Origin of the sequence: Rhizobium sp. BK098 (assembly GCF_014193155.1) — a bacterium.
In the GTDB taxonomy this organism is placed as follows: domain Bacteria; phylum Pseudomonadota; class Alphaproteobacteria; order Rhizobiales; family Rhizobiaceae; genus Rhizobium.
On record NZ_JACHYY010000003.1, the window covers coordinates 436,832 to 454,594 of the forward strand.

Below are 17,763 nucleotides of genomic sequence, written 5' to 3' on the forward strand. Positions count from 1 at the left end.
CGATGATGACCGAATCCATAGAACGACCGGCAAACGATCCACTTCTGCAGCCCATGGGACTGCGCGGCGTGGCGGCTGATCTGTCGTCGGACCAGCGGGCGTTCAAAAACGTCTCCTGGGGCAAGGCGATGATGTGGATCTTCCTCCTGAGCGACACCTTCATCTTTGGCTGCTTTCTGCTGGCCTATATGACGGCGCGCATGTCGACCATCGTCCCCTGGCCTAATCCCAGCGAGGTTTTCGCCCTGACGATCGGAGGCACGCAAATTCCACTGATCCTGATCGCCATCATGACGTTCGTCCTCATCAGCAGCAGCGGCACGATGGCCATGGCCGTCAACTTCGGTTACCGCCACGATCGTCGCAAAACCGCCGCGCTGATGTTGGCGACGGCGGCCTTCGGAACGACATTCGTCGGAATGCAGGCATTCGAATGGACCAAACTGATCACGGAAGGGGTGCGGCCCTGGGGAAACCCGTGGGGTGCGGCGCAGTTCGGCTCATCCTTTTTCATGATCACGGGCTTTCACGGCACCCACGTCTCGATCGGGGTGCTTTTCCTTCTGATCATCGCACGCAAGGTGTGGCGAGGAGACTTCGACCAAGAAAGGCGCGGGTTCTTCACCAGCCGCAAAGGCAATTACGAGATCGTCGAGATCATGGGACTATACTGGCACTTCGTCGATCTGGTCTGGGTATTCATCTTTGCATTCTTCTATCTGTGGTGAGGATGGCATCATGGCGCAGGGACAAGCACATTCCGGACAGCAGCATCCAATAAAGCTTTACATGGTCGTCTGGGGACTGCTTTTCGTCCTCAGTACCTTCTCCTATCTCGTCGATTATCTCGGCATTCAGAGCTATCTCAGATGGTTCCTGATCCTTTTGTTCATGATCCTGAAAGCGGGTTTGATCGTTGCCATTTTCATGCATATGGCTTGGGAGCGGCTGGCATTGATCTACGCCATCTTGCTTCCCCCGGTCTTCGTGCTTGTCTTCACTGCTTTGATGGTGTCGGAATCGCACTACACGGTCCTCACCCGACTTGCCTTTTTGGGGCCTGGTCCGTAAGCTCTGGCACCATCCAGCCATCCCTGAAACAGGGCATCAAATGCTCGCCTTATGGCGGGCCGGGATTCTGCTTGAGCGCCTGATCGGCTGGCGCCGGTTTGCCGTTCTATTTTGCGTGAGCGCGATTGGCGGCTCGGCGGCATCGCTTCTGATCAACCCAGACAACATGCTCGGCGTCGGGGCATCGGGCGGGATTATCGGCCTGTTTGCGGCCGTCATCGTGGCAAACTTTCATTTTCCGTCGGGGCCGCTGCCTGAGGCCTTGCGGATAGGCGCGATACGGATCTCGTACTTCCATCCTGCCGCGCCGGCCAGACCGCCGGTGGCATGAATATCGATTATGCGGCTCATCTCGGCGGCGCAGTTGGGAGCGAGGAAGATGCGGTGGTCCCTCCCGCAGTGAGGCGCGGCATGCGAGTTCCGATAGATTTTAGAAGATCTAAAAGACCGACGATGAATTATTTCGGCAGAGTCACGCCTGAGATCTCCTCGCAGATTGCGATGAGGCGGTCTTGAAGCGCTGGATCATGAGCCTGCGGGTTCGCGGTTCGACGCTTCAGATGATAGAAGTATTCTCCCGTGACATCCGCTCTTGGGTCCTCACCGGCTGCCAACCAAGCCTGGGTCAGATGCGCCTGCGCCATGTCGTCGGGCGCGCCAGCGCCTCCCATCTTGGTTGGCACCCACCCCGGCTCCAGCGCATTCGAGAACACGTCCTTCCAGCGGCGCGCGACAGCAAAGGCAAGCATCGCGTCATGCAGCTTGCTTTCCGCGTAGGCCTCAGATCCATTCCACCGACGCTTTTTCCAGAGAATGTCGTTGAGGTTGGCGTCTGCATGATGGTGCATGCCGGAAGACAGGTAGACGAGCCGCTTGGGGCGGTCGATCAGTGCAGTAAAAATATAGGCTGACAGCGTATTGATGGCGAAGACATGCGGCAGGCCCTCGGTGGTGAGATGGTGGGCCTCCCGGTATCCGACAGCGGCGTTGTGGATGACCGCGTCGAACCGGCCAAGCGCGTTGACGCTCGCCGCGACTTCCTTTGCGCCCGCGACAGTCTCGAGATCGCCGATGACGACAGTTTCAGCCTGGGGCAGGGCGCGGCGGGCATCTTCGGCACGTGCGGTGTTTCGGGCATGCAGCACAACTTGATGACCTTGCTCGGCTAAAAGCCCAGCCGCCATGAGGCCAAGGCCGGTGGACGAACCGGTAACAAAGATGCGGGACATGACCAGCCTCCTTTATGTGAACGGCGAATTTCTCTCGCCGGAAATATTGAACGATGGTTAGGCTTTCGAAAAGCGGGCGGTGCGAACGAGCACAGCGCCAATGATAGCGCAGGTTGCGCCGAACAAGTAGACAGATGCATAACCAAATTCTGCTGCAATGGCACCGCTGACAGGGCCTGAGACGCCATAGGCGATGTCGAGAAAAGCCACGAAAGCGCCCATGGCACTGCCTCTGTTAGCAGGAGGCACCCGCTTCAAGGCTTCCACACCAAGAGCCGGAAAGATCAGGGCGCAACCGAGACCCGTAATCAGCGCGCCGGCAAGCGCCGCTGTCTCACTTGACGCTGTCCATATGATCAATTGGCCGGTTGCCTCGATCACCAAAGACCAGAGTGCGACGCGATACCCACTCACCTTGTCGGGCAGTGAGCCGAAGACAACCCGTACGAAGATGAAGCCGACACCGAATGCAGTCATCACGAATCCCGCATTGTCCCAGTGGCGGGCAGCGAAATAGAGTGATGCGAAAGCGGTCAGCCCGGAGAGACCCACACCCTGCAGCATCAGCCCGGCTCCTTCGCGCCAGATTTGACTGATCACCTTGTGGAAGGGCAGGCGAGGGCCGGGAGGGGTAGCATAAGGATGCTCGCGGAGGGCGATGACACCGGCGACCGCTGGCGCCAGAACGCACGCCATCATCGCGGTCTCCAGACCCCAGGCCCGATAAAGCCCCATACCGATCGGCGCGCCGATAGCCAGAGCCGCAAGCATTGCGATGCCGGTCCAGGACATCGACATGCCTGCACGCTGCGGCCCTACTGAAGCAATTGACCATGAGACACAGCCGGTGACAAAGAGGCTCTCCCCCAGACCTGCGATCAGCCGGCCGACAAAGATAAGTGCAAGGCTGATATTAGCCGAAAGCACAGGCATAGCGGCTGCCAGATAGAGCGCGCCCGCGGTTGCGCTGATCGCAGCACCCCGCAATGCCGAATGCTTGCCGCCGTGGAGGTCGGTCAGGTGTCCCGCGTAGCCGCGGCTAAGTACAGTCGCCAGGAATTGAATGCCGATGACCACGCCAACGACGAGACTGTTGAAGTCGATCTTGTCGTGGATAAAGAGGGGGATAACCGGAAGCGGTAGCCCAACTGCGAGATAGCCACAGAAGAGCGCACCGATAATGCCGGGGGCGGGGCGGGAAAGGTATGTGGTGTCAGCCTTGGGTTCGGCCGCACCGTTGAAGAGAGATGCTGGCATGACAGCCTCCATTCTGGATAATGTGTGGGTGAAGGCCGCGGCCCTGAAGCGGCGGCTCCGGCTCAAGCCACTTTTGTCGGGATGGATGCGCCGATCTGGTCCAGGCGATGGCCGCTCTTTTCCAGCAGGTAGTCGCGCGAGGCAGTGACGTCCGCCGCCAGTTTGATGAGATCGGTGCCGATAAGCTTTCCGCTTCGTTTGCGGATCTCGCCTGCGACCATGACCGTGTCGATATCCGACCGCTCCACCGCCTGGACCACCGTACCGACGACATTGTTGACCGGTAGGACGGCGACACTGTCGGCGCGCACCATGATGATGTCGGCTTGCTTTCCGGGTGCCAGTGAACCGACCACACCGTCGAGCCCGGCGGCGCCGGCGCCGTTGACGGTTGCCGCCTCAAGGACGCGTTCGACAGTGATCGGCGACGGCACATTGTCTTCACCGCGGAACTTGCGATAGCGCATGGCCGATCGCTGCTGCGTGAAGAGGGCGTGCATCTCACCGAACATGTCGCTGCCGAATGCAGTGTCGAGGTCGATGCCGATGGCCGGGGTTAGTCCATGATCGATGGCTTGTTGATAGGCAAAACTATCGTCATCGAAGCCGAACAGCGCATCCGAGCGCGGATTGATGGTGACGTTGACGCCCGCGTCAGCAAACAGACGCCACGTTTCTTGCGGGATTCGTGTGCAATGATTGAAGATGTTGTGTGGACCAAGCACGCCCTTCTCCGCGAATTCCGGTCCGAGCTTGGCCAAATCGCCGATGAACTCGGTCAGGATGCGCATGTCGAGGCTATGGGCCACTTTCCACCAGTCGAGATTGAGTTGGCCGAATAGCCCGACATGCACAAGGCTGCCGCCTTGGTTCCACTTGCCTGCCAGCCGTTTCAGATCCTCCGGCAAGTGCGCAGACGAGGCCTTCTTGTCCATAGCAGCACCCACCATGTGCAAGGCGCGGATGCCGCTGTCCCTGAGGGCATCGAGGGCTGCGTCGGTGTGCTCCGGGCTACGCGAGGAATGGCACGCGTCGATGACGGTCGTGATGCCAGCGTCGAGGCAGGCAAGCGCCGTGAGCCTGGTGCTGAGATACATATCGAGCGGACGATGATGGGCGCCCAGCCCTTCCGCGATGAAATCAATATAGGCAAACAGGTCGTCCACATTGGGCATCATGCGGCGCATGACGCCGAGCCACATGTGGTGATGGGCGTCGACCAAACCGGGCATGACGATACTGTTCGAAGCGTCTATGACAGCCGCATCATCCACGGCGATGTTCGCTCCGATGGCTGCTATTCTGTCGCCGTCGACAAGCAAATCGCCGATTCCAAAATGGGGAGCCTTCTTGTCCATCGTCAGGATGGTGCCCCCTTTGAAGAGGGTGCGGTGTTTAGGGTTACGCATGATTTGGTCCTTTCAAGATTCTAATCTGGCAGGACCGTTATCGCCCCGAGGCATCCTTGAATGAAGTGCGCTTATGTCAGATACTTCCTGACAAATAATCAGGAGTGATGATATGCCGTTCGATACGCGCATCCTGTCGGGGGTTAGCGTACTGGCCGCCGTCGTCGAGGGCGGCAGCTTCGTGAGAGCTGCCGAACTGATCGGCATCACCGATTCCGGCGTCAGTCGGGCAATCAGTCGCCTGGAAGGGCGCCTTGGGGTAAGGCTGCTCGATCGAACGACGCGCTCGGTGACGTTAACCGACGAGGGCCAGCGGTTTTACGAAGAGGTCAAGCCGCACCTCAATGCGATTGAAGATGCCGCACTGATCGCCTCCGGCTCGGCATCAGCGGTACGCGGTCGGCTTAAAGTGGACATCGATCCCTTCTTTCTGCCACTCGTTCTTGCAGGCCGCCTTGGTACCTTTTGCGAACGTCACCCGGACCTTTCGATCGAGTTCGTAACCAGAGAGCATGTCGGCGATCTTGTTGCCGAGGGGATCGACCTTGCAATCCGGTTCGGGCAGCCGCGTTTTGCCACTTTGATTGCGCGCAAACTGATAGAAGCGCCGATCCTGACTGTGGCCTCGCCTGGCTACCTGGAGCGCTACGGCCATCCAGAGCATCCCCGGGACCTTATCACTCATCGATGCCTGCAGTTTCTTGACCCCTATACCAGGAAGCCGTTCGAATGGGAATTCATCCGGAGAAGCGAGACCATCGATGTTTCGACGACAGGACCGCTGACGTTCACCGACCCGAAGACGATGCTCGATGAATGCCTCGCGGGAACCGGTATTGCTCAGGTGATCGGCTGGGGCATTAGGCAGGCGTTGGCGAGAGGATCGCTGATTGATCTCTTTCCTGACTGGCATGGTGAGCGCTTCCCGCTTTTCGCTTTCCATCCAGCGCGCAAGCATCCACCAGCAAAGGTGCGCGCATTTGTCGATTTCTGCGTCGACATCACTAACGAACTTGAGCATTAGGCAGATAGCCTATATCGCCAATCGGTTTCTGAACCTGAATACCAGGTGGAGGACTACCTCCTTTGGCAACTGATCGTCAAAATGCGGCTGTGCGCGAAAATCGCTTCCTCACACTCATCCTCATTCCATAATTAGGCAGCTACGTCAGCAGGCCACGGGTTCGAATCCCTTCAAGGCGAAACAATTTTATTCAATTGCTTAACGTTGGTGTTGCAGATTTTACACGCATATCTGAAAACGAGCGTGTGGGTCGCCCATATTCTTGCTACTTTTTGCTGTACTTTTTTAGAAATCTGCTATTGAGCGGATCAGGCCCATGATCGGCTACGCCACCCTGTGGTGAATCTTCCTGAATTTTGACCGACATGCCGATTGAGCAAGGTACGCCTTGCGCAAGCGAATGGCTTTGACTTTGGGTAATTTGTATGTCCCCCGCCGAGGGGGCACCCGATACAAGCCTATCGTTCCGCGTATCATATATCCTCGAACCCAAACACGATCCTCACGTACCCGATTGATGGTTAAGAAGCTTTCGCATCAGCCGCTTGTTGGCCTTGGTATTGCAGCGGCTCTGCATCAGCACGTCGAGAACGAAACCATCCTGATCGACAGCCCGGCAACGCCAGCTTTTCTTTCCGCCGATCGCAATCACAACTTCATCGAGGTATCATTTTCGCCAAGCCGACTGGCGGATCGCCTGCGGATTTCGTCGGCAAGGTGCCGACCGAATTTCTCCGTCCACAGGCGCACAGTCTGATGCGAGACAATGATCCTACGTGCCGCCAGCAAATCCTCGACCATGCGCAGACTGAGCGAGAACCGAAAATAGAGCCTGACGGCGTGGCCAATCACTTCAGCTGGGAAACGGTGGCGGCGATAAGGGAGATCACGAGAGCGTTGGCGCATGCCGCAAAATCGTACCGGCCAATCGCCGACAGGTTAACGTTACGATGCCGTTTCGATCGGTTGCGAGGACTGCGAGTTCTCCTTCCAAACCCACTTGCATGACAGGCAGTTCTAGGTTCTGTTATCGTTGAGTTTTTCGACATTTGAGCAGAACTTCTTCGTTAACGTCTCGAGGCAATCCAATGCGTGTCGTGTTTCGCTGTGATCCTGCGCTTGTCGACCATCTGCCTCGCCCCGTTCCAGCTCGCAGCATTCTGCCGGACTGGCTCCGTGCCATGCCCGCGAAGGCGCATTCCGAGATTCATGGCCGGGAAATTCGAACCGTAAAGCAGTGCCCTCCGTTTGTTGACGCCATGTCCCATGGTTTTATGATTCTGCTCCCGTGCGACGTAACCGTTCGAAGCGATGTGTTCGCATGGGATTGGGGTATCCCAGAACCCTCGACGGAAGGTCATCCGCGATCACCACTCAGCTTTCATGTTGCTGAGCAGCTTGCTGGCGCGCCGTTTTCCAACGGGTTGGCAGCGGTGAAATTCAACAGCTTTTGGACGATCGAACTGGAGGAGGGCTGGTCACTTTTTGCCATGCACCCGGCCAATCGCAACGAGCTTCCCTTCCGTTTGTTGACGGGTGTCGTGGATTCGGATCGCTTTTATGATGCGGGAATCAACTTCCCGGCAATCTGGACCGATCCTCATTTTTCAGGCGTCCTGCCAAAGGGCACCCCGATTGCACAATGCTTTCCGGTCCCGCGCGCAGCTCCCGATCTGATCTTTGAATATTTCGATGGGACGCATAAGACTGCCTACGAGAATACCGTCGCCGAGGTTCTCGCCAATCCCGGAGTCTACCGAAAGCGCTTTCGCGTAAAGCGCCCGCGCGTAGCGCCAGAATCGGCTTGAATGTGAGCTGCATCTAAGATTTGAGCGTTCGCTGCAACGCCTGTCGATCCAACCATAGCTGGCCTCGCGGTGCCGAAGTTAGCGACATGGCGATTGCGCCCAATGTATCGGGCCTCAGGCTGTAGGCCGTCCGATAAGCCGCGATCGCGTCGTCCATATCGCCCATGTCCTGCAACACGATGCCTAGATTGACGGCTGCCTCGGCGTCGTCAGGCCGCTGTTCCAGCGCTTTGCGATAAGCTTCAGCGGCGCCCGCCAAGTCGTGCAAGTCTTGCCGCACCAAGCCCAAGTCAAACCACATCGAGGGAGACCTGTCGATTGCCGCTACACCCTCCAAGACTGCAGCCGCGTCATCGGGCGATCCGTCTTCAAAAAGTATCCGACCGAGGCGTGCGGCAGCCTCCGGAGAAGCAGGGTTGGCACGATTTAATGCCCTCCAAGCGCCGACTGCCCGGCTTCGATCTCCTGCGGCATCGAAGGTGCGAGCCTGCTCAAGAAGGATTTCGACATTCGCAGATAATATGGCGGCGCGACCAAGGTGAAATATAGCTCGGTTGAAATCTCCCAACGATCGCGCGATACGGCCGGCAAGCAGTTGGCCGGGTGCGTTATCAGGCATGCCCGCCAAACTAATTTCAACGTGGATGTTCGCCCTTGCAGCATCGCCGGTGGCGAACAAAATCGCCGCGAAAAGGTGGTTAAGGGTCGGGTCGCTCCGATCCTTCTGCAAGCCTGTCTCACACAAGGACTTCGCTTGGCTGAAACGACCTGCATTGAAATCAGCCACGATTTGCCGCACCTGATTTTCGACCGTCGCAGTACGCATGCCCCGCTCGCCTTTATCCGCTGCCGCCCGGAAAAGCGGCCGATATCGCAGTCATAAGTGCAGACTAAACGGCGCGCCACACAAATTCTGTCGCTTGGGACTTAACGCTAAGATTCCGACCATTTTTCGAGATCGGTAATTTCTCTGATGGCCGGTCTGTTCGGCGTGAATATGCGTCATGAGCATGGCGTCGACCGCTTCCGGTCGGACTGCCTCGGCCAGTCGTTCCAGATCCCATGTTGTCAACATGAACATCGCCTGCCTCAGGCTATCCTCGCTGGAAGGTGCCGGGCGTGCTCGACTGGTCGATCGGCGTCTACAACCGGCACGTCGACATCACCCAGGACACCACGACGCTCTAAGGGCGAGGGCATGCCTATAACAAGGGAGCGATCGTTTGGTGCCGAGTGGCTATGCCTGATACAATACAACCAAAGCAGGTAATGTTCATCCGGAAAAAACTAAACGTTGACGTCGTACCCCTAAGCCCGTATAGAATGATTATCGATCTTTTGCTTGCCGAGCTTTGTCTACCGCACGATCGCCCCCGTGCTCTAAGCGAACTTTTCTTTCAAAAATAGTCGGTCTTTGACTGCGTGGCATCCGCTCCGCAGTTCCTTACTCTATGCTTTGAAAGGGTTCATCATGACCACTGGCACAGTAAAATGGTTCAACTCCACCAAGGGCTTCGGCTTCATTCAGCCTGACAACGGCGGCGCTGACGCCTTCGTTCACATCTCGGCAGTCGAGCGCGCCGGAATGCGCGAACTCGTCGAAGGCCAGAAGATCGGCTTCGAGCTTGAGCGCGACATGAAGTCGGGCAAGATGTCGGCCACCAATCTTCAGGCTGCTTAAGTGATATCGGCTTCTCTTTGACCACGGATGTACTGGCATTGCCGGAAGCACGCTATCATCTGAGGCCAGGCAGTTCGCCTGGCCTTTTCATTTCGGCCCGTTGCCGACATCGAGGAACCCAATGACAGAGACATACAGTAAATCTCGCCAGCAGGCCGAGATCGCCTTCGGCAATGTCCAGGGGGAGTTTTTTGCCAAGAATAGCGCGCTGGAGGAGCTCGAGTCGGCTGCGCAAGCACGCAATGCCAAGACCTTGCGGCTTCGAGAAGCGCGCCTCGCGAAGGAACAAGCCGAGCAGGCGTCGGCAACATCCACCCTGGTCGCCAAACGAGCAAAGGCAGGCTGATCATCACCGCCTGCTGCCCTTAGGATACGGATTTGACATACCACAGAAACAACGAACTCGCCGACCGACGGTCAGCTGCCGCCGGCGCCAAAGCATCCCTTCTCCAAGCTTACCGGGCCGCGAAAACGGCAGCCGAGCCTTCTCGACTTGCAAGGCAGGCCGAGCGGGTCTTGCTTGTCAAAGCTCGTGAAGGCCGCCGTATTGAACGGGACCGTCTAAAACTTGTGGAGCGTAGTCAGCTAGAGGCCGAGGCAGCAAACGAGCAGGCGGTCGCCGACGCCGCTCGCAAGGCCGAGCGAGACAGGCGCTATGCCAATCGTAAAGCCAGGCAAGCATAGGCCCTCAGGCGCCTTCCGTCCGATCAACGGTCTTTATCGCCTACGTAGGACTGATGCATCCGCGTCGAAATCACTTATGCTTTAGGAGCGACTGTGACCACTGATACAAAAGAGCTGCAGGCGATCAACACGGCCTGGCAAATCGCGATCCAGGAAATCCTGCGCATGGTCATCCGTGACATGTATCGCACCGAGGGTGAAGCAGCGTTCAACACGCACATCAAGCGCATCGAAGAAGCGGCCGTCGATAGCATCTATACGGATCTAAGGCTCCGCGGCACTGATGAATGGACGGAAGTGCTGGTCAAGGAACGAGCCAGCAACTTTGTGACGACCCTTCTGACCTCCTTCACCTACGACCGGGCTTGATCAGGCGGCGAAAAGGGCTTCGTTTTTGTGATATTGAAGGAGAAAATCATGTCGGCCGACCAAAGGAGATCGCTTCTGAGTCCTAAAGATAAAGTCGAGGCCAATTCACGAGCCATTGTGGCATCGCTGACGCCGTCTCAGGTGCAAGCCCTGAAGCTCGCGAGAAGTGGAGACCTGCATTCTACGGATGGCAGGTCTTGGACTCATCTTAACGCCGTCGTTACCTACGCAAGGTCGGATCGATTTGAAGAGCGTCCGATCAAAGTGAAGTCGGCCACCACGACAACGGTGGAGCGGCTTACGGAACTCGACCTGCTCAGGAATCTCGACGGAACGGATGGAGAGGCACATTCGCCACGCGCGATCACCATGGCGGGAAAGCTCTGGCTTCTCAAGCACAAGTGACCCAGGTAAATTCGCCCTGCGACCTGACGGCAGGCGTACCATCCACCGCTGAGATTGATTGCCAAACCTGCGGAGCATGCTGCTCCTTTTCATCTGAATGGCCAAGGTTCACGACGGAAGCTGACGATGACCTGGCTTTGATACCCCCCCACTATGTTGAAGCTGATCAGCGCGGCATGCGTTGCGAGGGCTCGCGATGTTCGGCACTGTCGGGTGAGGTCGGGATCAACACATCCTGTCTCGTGTACGAGGTGCGGCCAGACGTTTGTCGAGCTTGTGTTCCGGGTGATGAAGCATGCACGATAGCGCGCGCAAAAGTCGGCTTCTAGCGTATGATGGTAGACCGAACTGGTGCGTGTATTCGTGACGGAGCTGGCTCAGGCTCGCTTAGCCGCCGCCAAGCGCGACGGGGGTGGCCCGTCTCTCATTGAAAATCAGTAGGCTACGGGCCTTTCCAGGCTCCGGTAGATCCATTCGGAAGGCCTGACTTCACCAGCCGAAAAGTTAGGATGCTGCCTTTTTCATTTGCTTCGCCGGGAAAGCGGGTAATCTGGCGCGTCGTAGAGCGCCCGGATTTGATTGTGGTCGAAACGCGCCTCATTTACTTCCAACAGAGATCCTCGCTGCTGCGCGCCAGGCATGTCTTCGACCGCGAAGCGGAGCGCTTCGGCTGCCGTTTCGAAACGTCTGTAACGAAGTCCGCTGCGTCCGCGTGTCGCTTTGCCCGCATAAACCCCCGCTCCGTCCGTGTAATCGAAACTGATCACGTCGTTGTCCTCCGGGTTCGGTAAGGGGGCTGACCTTCTACCCGCGCAGCGTCTCTGATGTCGCGCTCGGTCTCTCTGAGCTCGCGTCTGCGGCGCTGCATTCTCTCTCGAAGGTTCATTAGCTTTTCGGCGTTTGATCCTGCTTCGGCGCGGGGCACGCGAAAAAGCTTTTCCGCAGATTGTCTGGGGGTATGATTTATCATTGGTTCCTCAAATATTGTGTACGACAGCGCGCCCGCTTAATGGCGCGCCAGCGTGCTATTTCTTGTTCAGATTTGCTGGGGCGCGGCTTGCAAGTTTAACTTGTGCGCCAGATGGGGCGGGTGCCACTTCTGGTGTTTTGTCTTTCTTGGGCTTGCGGATCTCGCGGTTGCTGCGCATTTGGCCCTTAGCCATCGTTTTCTCCTCGGCGCTCGAATAAGTATCGGCGCTGCTTAACTGCTTAAATTTGGATTGGCGTTTCTTCTGATACCGCTTAACTCACGCGGGAGGAGATAACGTCCTGCCGGGCCGTTGGCGTGCAGATTTTCCAAACGGTGCCGAAATTGGGAAACACCGTCATGCTTGCTAAAGGCAGCTTTCGCTCGGCGCCTCGGCCGACGGCAGTTTCCAGGAGCATGCAAAGATCCGCGTGATCACGATATCCGAACGCACTCGTTCGAACCAGGTTTCGTGAAACGCATGCGGAATATTCGTTGGAAGACATCGCGTCCTCCTTTTGTTTGGGCAAGGCCGCCCACCGGGGCGGCGATTCCTATGACACGGCTGTTCACGTCTAGGACGCGCCTGTCTCGCCGCTTGGACAGGCTGCTGCCCTTCTACTGCGCGGTGCGAACCGATCGCACCGGCTGCAATGCTCATTGCGCCGGATCTAGGCGCAGTCGAAGTCGTGACATCGATATTGTCTTCACTGACGTGTAGAAATTCGCACTGTATAAGCGCAAACTGTAGGATGCGGTGCCGCGAGCTTCCAGCGCTAAGGCGGAACCTCGTATCTTGCAGTTCGATGTTATCGCGTTATCGCATTACAAGATCTCGAAAACGATCCTGTCATCGGAGCTATGGCAAATACCATTCCAAGCTCAATTCCCAGAAAAACAAAAGGCCGGGCATGGACCCGACCTTTCACAGTCATTCGGCTCAGCTGCCAGTACATCCGTGGTCAGCGGAGCGAATGACGAATTCATGCCGCCTGAAGGTTGTCAGCGGAGCTCTTGCCGGACTTGCGGTCCTGCACGATGTCGTAGCTGATCTTCTGGCCGTCCGAAAGCGAGCGCATTCCCGCACGCTCGACAGCAGAGATATGGACAAACACGTCCGTGCTGCCGTTATCAGGCTGAATGAAGCCGAAGCCCTTGACGGAATTAAACCACTTCACAGTACCAGTATTCATAACGATGTCCTTTCAAAGCAATCGTTGTGGCGCCCGCGATGCTTTGCGGGCTAAGATCGATTATTTGAGAGGAGATCCGACGGGAGCGCGGGGCTCTTGAACGACGTCACAAGCAATGGTCGATGCCCTATATATACGCTCAATTTTTGATTTTACAATGGATAATGCGGAAATCGACGGTGCGCATCCAAGCCACGTGCTATTTCCCCCAGACCAGAAATGGTCGCCGCTGGGATCGATGCGGCTGAGCGGCAATCCATCGATCAGGATCTCGCCTTCGTCAGGTTCGACAAAACGGCAAAGGAGGTTCACGATCGTCGTCTTTCCCGCTCCCGATCGGCCGATCAGGGCAGTGGAGCGGCCATGGCCAATCTCGAAACTGGCGGATCGCAGCACCACAGGCCGCGCGTTGGAGCCAGGATAGCGAAAGCTTACCTTATCGAATTTTATTTCGCGGTTCAGTCTGGGAGCCGGCAGATCCCCGGCCGGTGGCTGCGGTTTGTCGGAGGCGTCAAGCAGCCAGCGGACTTGCTCGAGCGACCCGCTCCAGCCTTGCATCTGGCTCCGTGCCTGCTGCAAGGCGCGCACATGTGGCTGCAGCCTGTATAGCAAGACGACGAAGGCCACGATGATCGGAAAGCTAACGTCGAAGGTCCAGGCGGTGACGACGATAGCAAGGAAAAGCGCCGAATGCAGCACCTCGGTCAGCGGCGGCAAGGCGCCCTGACTGATGATGGCTGCCCGCGCTGGACGGGTGCAAGTTCTTGCGAAGAGGCGGGCGGGGTATGTCCGACAGCCATTGCGAGTTCATCCTTGCTGCTTCATGGGCGTTGGTTCTAACCCTATCAACTGCTAGAGAACGATGGATCGCGTCGACTTCCTGGGGATGAGTGTCGGGGCCGACACCCGAATGCGATCATCCGGCGGTATAGCCTCGCCTCCCAACAAATCGAGCGCATTTGCAGCAATCTGCTCGAAGGGCACTCGCAAGGTGGTCAGCGGCGTAGAAAGGTGGCTGACGATCGGAATATCGTTGTAGCCGACCAGCGAGACGTCGCCCGGGACCGACAGACCCATACGCATCAGGCCCGATAATGCACCGATGGCTGTGTTGTCGTTTACCGCAAATATTGCCGTCGGCGCCTGCGGCAGGTGCATGATTTTCTCGGCGGCTTCCGCTCCGGATTCAATTCCGAAGGTCGACGGGACGATCAGGGGTGGATCGATCGCCAGTCCCATTTCAGTCATGGCCTGGCGATAGCCTTCCACACGGGTCCGCGCGCTGGAGGCATAGGAGGGACCCGCAATGACTCCGATCCTCCGATGACCAAGATCGAGCAGGTGCCGCGTGGCGAGATATCCCCCAAGCCGGTCGTCGCCGATCGACGAAAGACTATGGCCATCGGTTCTAAGTGCCAAAACCGTCGGCACCCCCCTTGCGGCTAATATGTCGGGAAAGTCATCGTCGTCGCGCGCCGTCGATAAAATGAGTCCATCGACGCCTCGCTTCAGAAGTGACTCCGCAGCGAGGCGATCTGCTTTCGCTCTGTCGTCCGTAGTCGCGACGATGGCGAACCGCCCGGTCCTGCTGCAGGCTTTTGCAAGGGATTCGTAGAGCATCGCCATAACGGTGTCCGTGAGCCTCGGTACGATAATACCGACCGTCATGGTGTTGCCGCGACGAAGACTGGCTGCAGAAACATCTCTGACGTAACCGAGTTCCTCGGCAATCTTTCTGACGCGCCTGGCTGTTTCGCTGTCCGAGCGCGGCAGGCGTTCATCCAAAATTCGCGACACTGTCGACTTCGAAACGCCGGCCGCCGCCGCGACGTCGAGAATCGTTATGCGCGACTGGCGAGCGTTGTCTTCCACTATTGAATTCATTCGGAATTTCCGTGCCGGCGAGTGTGATCTACGTATGGATCTGATGATGCCTGAAAAATCCTGTTGACTCCAGAGAAATCGGAAACGATAGTGGGAACGTTCCCATTAACGATCCCGTTGCTGATTGTGAACCGGACAGCGACGACAAGGAGGAGACTACCCATGCACCCAATGGACCTCAGGGGCTTGAGCCCCGCACCGGTGACCGCATTCACCCGCGACGGTGAAGTCGACTATGCGGCGAACGCTCGGATTGCGAAGTGGCTTGCATCGATGGACGGCATAAAGAGCCTCGTCATCCTCGGCCACGCCGGCGAAGGCACATTCCTGACCGAAGAGGAACGCCTCAAGCTGATCCGTACCTACGTCGAGGCCGTGAACGGCGAAATTCCGATCATCGCCGGCATTACGGGCGAGGGCACCAAGGTTGCCGCCGAAGAGGCAAAGAAATGCAAGGCCGCGGGCGCCACGGGGGCTCTTGTCTATCCAAACCATGGCTGGCTGCGTTTTGGCTTCCAGAAGGGCGCGCCGCAGGATCGCTATAAGGCGATCTGGCAAGAGTCCGGTCTGCAGTGCATCCTGTTCCAATATCCGGATGCCACCAAGGCCTCCTACGATCTGGATACGCAGCTCGCAATTGCGACCCAGGAGGGGGTCGTTGCGACCAAGAACGGCGTTCGCAACATGAAGCGCTGGTATGTGGAAATTCCAGAATTGAAGAAGGCCAATCCGAACTTGCAGATCCTGAGCTGCCACGACGAATGGCTCTTGCCGACCATGTTCGACGTCGACGGCCTGCTCGTCGGCTACGGCAACATCGCACCGGAGCTGCTCATAGATCTCATTCGGGCGGGCAAGGCGCAGGATTATCCGGAAGCCCGCAAGATCTTCGAGCGCCTGCTGCCGGTTACCCGCGCCGTTTATCACCGGGGTTCGCATATGGAAGGCACCGTCGCCCTCAAGCTTGGCCTCGTCCATCGCGGCGTGCTCGATCATGCCACGATCCGCGAGCCGCTGAAGAACCTCGGGGAAAAGGCCGAGGCTGAAATCTTCGCCGCTTTCGACGCGGCGGGCATCGGTCGTGTCGGGCAGCTTTTGGCGGCCGAATAAAAAACACGCCTCTGCCGTCAATCGGCGGAGGCGTATTCGAGGGGGAGACTGCAGATGCGTCGGGGAGCGACGCTCTCTAAAGGCGGCGGTTGTGATGCGCCAGAAAGTTGCTTCGCCCGTAGAGGACCGCAGCTTCGGATCACCGCCTGCGGGCTGAGCGGCAGCCGAGGCAAGATGTTCAATACGTAGGTCAATGCCTGGTCGGGGAGCCGGAGACCGGGCAGAGGGAGGATGAAATGAATATCGAACAGCGAATGACGGCGCCGGTTGCGCATGTCATCGATCCGCAAGCCGACATAAGTGCGCGGTTGGAGCGGTTGCCCGTCACCCGAGAAGTGTTCTGGGCTCGCAATATCGTCGGCGCCGCGACATTCTTCGACGGTTACACCGTTATCGCCATTGCCTACGCCATGCCGGTACTCGTGCACGAATGGGGCCTGACACCCGGCCAGACGGGCATGATCCTGTCGATGGGATATCTGGGGCAACTGATTGGCGCCGTCCTGTTCGGCTGGCTAGCCGAAAAGATCGGTCGATTGAAGGTTCTTCTCTTCACTATCCTGCTTTTCGTCAGCATGGACATCGCCTGTCTCTTTGCAGCCGGCGCGGCGACGATGATGGCGTTTCGCTTCGTTCAGGGTGTGGGCACCGGTGGCGAAGTTCCGGTCGCCAGCGCCTACATCAATGAGCTGATCGGCTCGAAGGGCCGCGGGCGTTTCTTTCTTCTCTACGAAGTGATGTTCCTGCTCGGCCTCGTCGGTGCGGGCCTGATCGGCTATTTCATGGTGCCGCTCTATGGTTGGAAGGCCATGTTCGTCGTCGGCCTGATCCCGGCTGTATTGATGATCCCGCTGCGCTGGCTCCTCACCGAGTCACCCCGCTGGCTCGTTGCCAACGGGCGTTACGAGGAAGCCGATCGCATCGTCACCAAGCTCGAAGACAGCGCCCGTGCCGCAGGCAAGACGCTTCCCGAGCCGAAACATGCCGCAGTGCCTGTGCGCAAGCCATCCGACTGGCGGGAACTTTTCCAAGGCATCTATCTCAAGCGCACGCTATCCATCTGGGCCATGTGGTTCAGCGCCTATCTGGTCGCCAACGGCACAATTAGCTGGTTGCCCACCCTTTATCGTCAGACCTTCAACCTGCCGCTTGAAACCAGCATATTCTATGGGTTCGCGACATCGGTGGGTGGCGTTGTTGCAGCGGTTATCTGCGCGCTGCTCATCGATAGGGTAGGCCGCAAGCGCTGGTATACGGGAGCATTGCTCATCGCTCCCGTCCCGCTTGCCATCCTCGCATGGCTCGGAGCGACATCCGCCATACAGGTATTGGTGCTGGCAGGTCTTGCCTATGCGATCGTCCAGACGGTCACCTTCTCGCTGTATCTTTACTCCGCAGAAATCTATCCTACGCGCCTGCGGGCAATCGGGACGGGTGCCGGAAGTGCGTGGCTTCGCCTAGGATCCTCGGCAGGCCCGATCGTGACGGGTTTCCTGCTCTCGTCGATGGGTATCCAGTACGTATTTATGACATTCGCTGCAATTTTGCTGCTCGGCGCACTTGTCACCGCCGTATTCGCCGTGGAAACCAAAGGCCGGACGCTGGAAGAACTCTCTCCCTAATCCCGCTGCATTACCTGTTCCTTCTGATGAACGCGGGAGCTGCAGGCATT

General features: G+C 57.8%; 21 protein-coding genes and 2 pseudogenes. 13 read left to right on the forward strand and 10 right to left on the reverse strand.

Features of this window, described 5'->3' with window-relative positions; genetic code table 11:
* The first annotated feature begins 5 nt into the window (after positions 1 to 5).
* Genes FHT73_RS11325 through FHT73_RS29460 form a run of 3 tightly spaced genes read left to right on the forward strand, consistent with a single transcriptional unit; the run spans position 6 to position 1,402 of the window.
* Positions 6 to 728, forward strand: a complete 723-nt coding sequence (locus tag FHT73_RS11325; protein WP_112339712.1) for a heme-copper oxidase subunit III family protein — start codon at positions 6 to 8, stop codon at positions 726 to 728.
* A 10-nt stretch (positions 729 to 738) separates the two neighbouring features.
* Complete coding sequence (locus FHT73_RS11330; RefSeq protein WP_112339706.1) at positions 739 to 1,071, forward strand: cytochrome C oxidase subunit IV family protein; 333 nt, start codon at positions 739 to 741, stop codon at positions 1,069 to 1,071.
* Positions 1,072 to 1,111: 40 nt separating this feature from the next.
* Entirely contained in the window at positions 1,112 to 1,402 is a 291-nt protein-coding gene (locus FHT73_RS29460) for a rhomboid family intramembrane serine protease (RefSeq protein WP_246699012.1), read from the forward strand.
* A gap of 127 nt (positions 1,403 to 1,529) precedes the next feature.
* Here FHT73_RS29460 and FHT73_RS11340 read toward each other — a convergent pair whose 3' ends face one another.
* The 3 genes from FHT73_RS11340 to FHT73_RS11350 form a co-directional block, all read right to left on the reverse strand.
* On the reverse strand, positions 1,530 to 2,300 hold the full coding sequence (locus FHT73_RS11340) for an SDR family NAD(P)-dependent oxidoreductase (RefSeq protein ID WP_112608918.1): 771 nt from the start codon (positions 2,298 to 2,300) through the stop codon (positions 1,530 to 1,532).
* 57 nt (positions 2,301 to 2,357) lie between these two features.
* Complete coding sequence (locus FHT73_RS11345; protein ID WP_183711664.1) at positions 2,358 to 3,557, reverse strand: MFS transporter; 1,200 nt, start codon at positions 3,555 to 3,557, stop codon at positions 2,358 to 2,360.
* Positions 3,558 to 3,619: 62 nt separating this feature from the next.
* Positions 3,620 to 4,966 carry an amidohydrolase family protein gene (locus FHT73_RS11350; protein ID WP_112608922.1) on the reverse strand — a complete coding sequence of 449 codons (1,347 nt, stop codon included), beginning with the start codon at positions 4,964 to 4,966 and terminating at the stop codon, positions 3,620 to 3,622.
* Positions 4,967 to 5,078: 112 nt separating this feature from the next.
* On the opposite strand from FHT73_RS11350, the gene FHT73_RS11355 reads away from it, so the two are divergent.
* Positions 5,079 to 5,990: a LysR family transcriptional regulator gene (locus FHT73_RS11355; RefSeq protein ID WP_183711666.1), complete on the forward strand. Its 912-nt coding sequence runs from the start codon at positions 5,079 to 5,081 to the stop codon at positions 5,988 to 5,990.
* A 523-nt stretch (positions 5,991 to 6,513) separates the two neighbouring features.
* Here FHT73_RS11355 and FHT73_RS11360 read toward each other — a convergent pair.
* A pseudogene (locus FHT73_RS11360) lies at positions 6,514 to 6,896 on the reverse strand (DDE-type integrase/transposase/recombinase); the annotation flags it as partial.
* A 182-nt stretch (positions 6,897 to 7,078) separates the two neighbouring features.
* On the opposite strand from FHT73_RS11360, the gene FHT73_RS11365 reads away from it, so the two are divergent.
* Positions 7,079 to 7,798 (forward strand): hypothetical protein, encoded by a 720-nt coding sequence (locus FHT73_RS11365; protein WP_183711668.1) that lies wholly within the window; start codon positions 7,079 to 7,081, stop codon positions 7,796 to 7,798.
* 13 nt (positions 7,799 to 7,811) lie between these two features.
* Here FHT73_RS11365 and FHT73_RS11370 read toward each other — a convergent pair whose 3' ends face one another.
* Positions 7,812 to 8,624, reverse strand: a complete 813-nt coding sequence (locus FHT73_RS11370; protein ID WP_183711670.1) for a tetratricopeptide repeat protein — start codon at positions 8,622 to 8,624, stop codon at positions 7,812 to 7,814.
* Between the two features lie 645 nt (positions 8,625 to 9,269).
* Here FHT73_RS11370 and FHT73_RS11375 point away from each other — a divergent pair.
* The 6 genes from FHT73_RS11375 to FHT73_RS11395 all read left to right on the forward strand — a co-directional run bounded on the left by FHT73_RS11375 (position 9,270) and on the right by FHT73_RS11395 (position 11,266).
* Positions 9,270 to 9,479, forward strand: coding sequence for a cold-shock protein (locus FHT73_RS11375; RefSeq protein WP_025662430.1), 210 nt, complete (start codon positions 9,270 to 9,272; stop codon positions 9,477 to 9,479).
* Positions 9,480 to 9,600: 121 nt separating this feature from the next.
* Entirely contained in the window at positions 9,601 to 9,825 is a 225-nt protein-coding gene (locus FHT73_RS11380; RefSeq protein ID WP_112608930.1) for a hypothetical protein, read from the forward strand.
* Between the two features lie 32 nt (positions 9,826 to 9,857).
* Entirely contained in the window at positions 9,858 to 10,163 is a 306-nt protein-coding gene (locus FHT73_RS29465; protein WP_112608932.1) for a DUF6481 family protein, read from the forward strand.
* Positions 10,164 to 10,256: 93 nt separating this feature from the next.
* Complete coding sequence (locus tag FHT73_RS11385; RefSeq protein WP_112337786.1) at positions 10,257 to 10,532, forward strand: hypothetical protein; 276 nt, start codon at positions 10,257 to 10,259, stop codon at positions 10,530 to 10,532.
* 117 nt (positions 10,533 to 10,649) lie between these two features.
* The gene (locus tag FHT73_RS11390) at positions 10,650 to 10,937 is read left to right on the forward strand and encodes a hypothetical protein (protein WP_181476323.1); all 288 of its coding nucleotides are present in this window, start codon (positions 10,650 to 10,652) and stop codon (positions 10,935 to 10,937) included.
* A 23-nt stretch (positions 10,938 to 10,960) separates the two neighbouring features.
* Positions 10,961 to 11,266 carry a YkgJ family cysteine cluster protein gene (locus tag FHT73_RS11395; protein ID WP_112609153.1) on the forward strand — a complete coding sequence of 102 codons (306 nt, stop codon included), beginning with the start codon at positions 10,961 to 10,963 and terminating at the stop codon, positions 11,264 to 11,266.
* A gap of 192 nt (positions 11,267 to 11,458) precedes the next feature.
* On the opposite strand, the gene FHT73_RS11400 is transcribed toward FHT73_RS11395, so the two are convergent.
* The 5 genes and pseudogenes from FHT73_RS11400 to FHT73_RS11420 form a co-directional block, all read right to left on the reverse strand.
* Positions 11,459 to 11,704 carry a hypothetical protein gene (locus tag FHT73_RS11400; RefSeq protein ID WP_112337785.1) on the reverse strand — a complete coding sequence of 82 codons (246 nt, stop codon included), beginning with the start codon at positions 11,702 to 11,704 and terminating at the stop codon, positions 11,459 to 11,461.
* Between the two features lie 258 nt (positions 11,705 to 11,962).
* A complete protein-coding gene (locus FHT73_RS11405) occupies positions 11,963 to 12,100 on the reverse strand; it encodes a hypothetical protein (protein WP_183711672.1) in 138 nt (45 codons plus the stop codon).
* 787 nt (positions 12,101 to 12,887) lie between these two features.
* On the reverse strand, positions 12,888 to 13,097 hold the full coding sequence (locus tag FHT73_RS11410) for a cold-shock protein (protein WP_112338766.1): 210 nt from the start codon (positions 13,095 to 13,097) through the stop codon (positions 12,888 to 12,890).
* 231 nt (positions 13,098 to 13,328) lie between these two features.
* Positions 13,329 to 13,823, reverse strand: a pseudogene (locus FHT73_RS11415) (ABC transporter ATP-binding protein); the annotation flags it as partial.
* Between the two features lie 126 nt (positions 13,824 to 13,949).
* A complete protein-coding gene (locus FHT73_RS11420; protein ID WP_112608936.1) occupies positions 13,950 to 14,981 on the reverse strand; it encodes a LacI family DNA-binding transcriptional regulator in 1,032 nt (343 codons plus the stop codon).
* A 162-nt stretch (positions 14,982 to 15,143) separates the two neighbouring features.
* On the opposite strand from FHT73_RS11420, the gene FHT73_RS11425 reads away from it, so the two are divergent.
* Complete coding sequence (locus FHT73_RS11425) at positions 15,144 to 16,091, forward strand: dihydrodipicolinate synthase family protein (protein ID WP_162711712.1); 948 nt, start codon at positions 15,144 to 15,146, stop codon at positions 16,089 to 16,091.
* A gap of 236 nt (positions 16,092 to 16,327) precedes the next feature.
* Entirely contained in the window at positions 16,328 to 17,713 is a 1,386-nt protein-coding gene (locus tag FHT73_RS11430; protein WP_183711674.1) for an MFS transporter, read from the forward strand.
* Positions 17,714 to 17,763 lie beyond the last annotated feature (50 nt).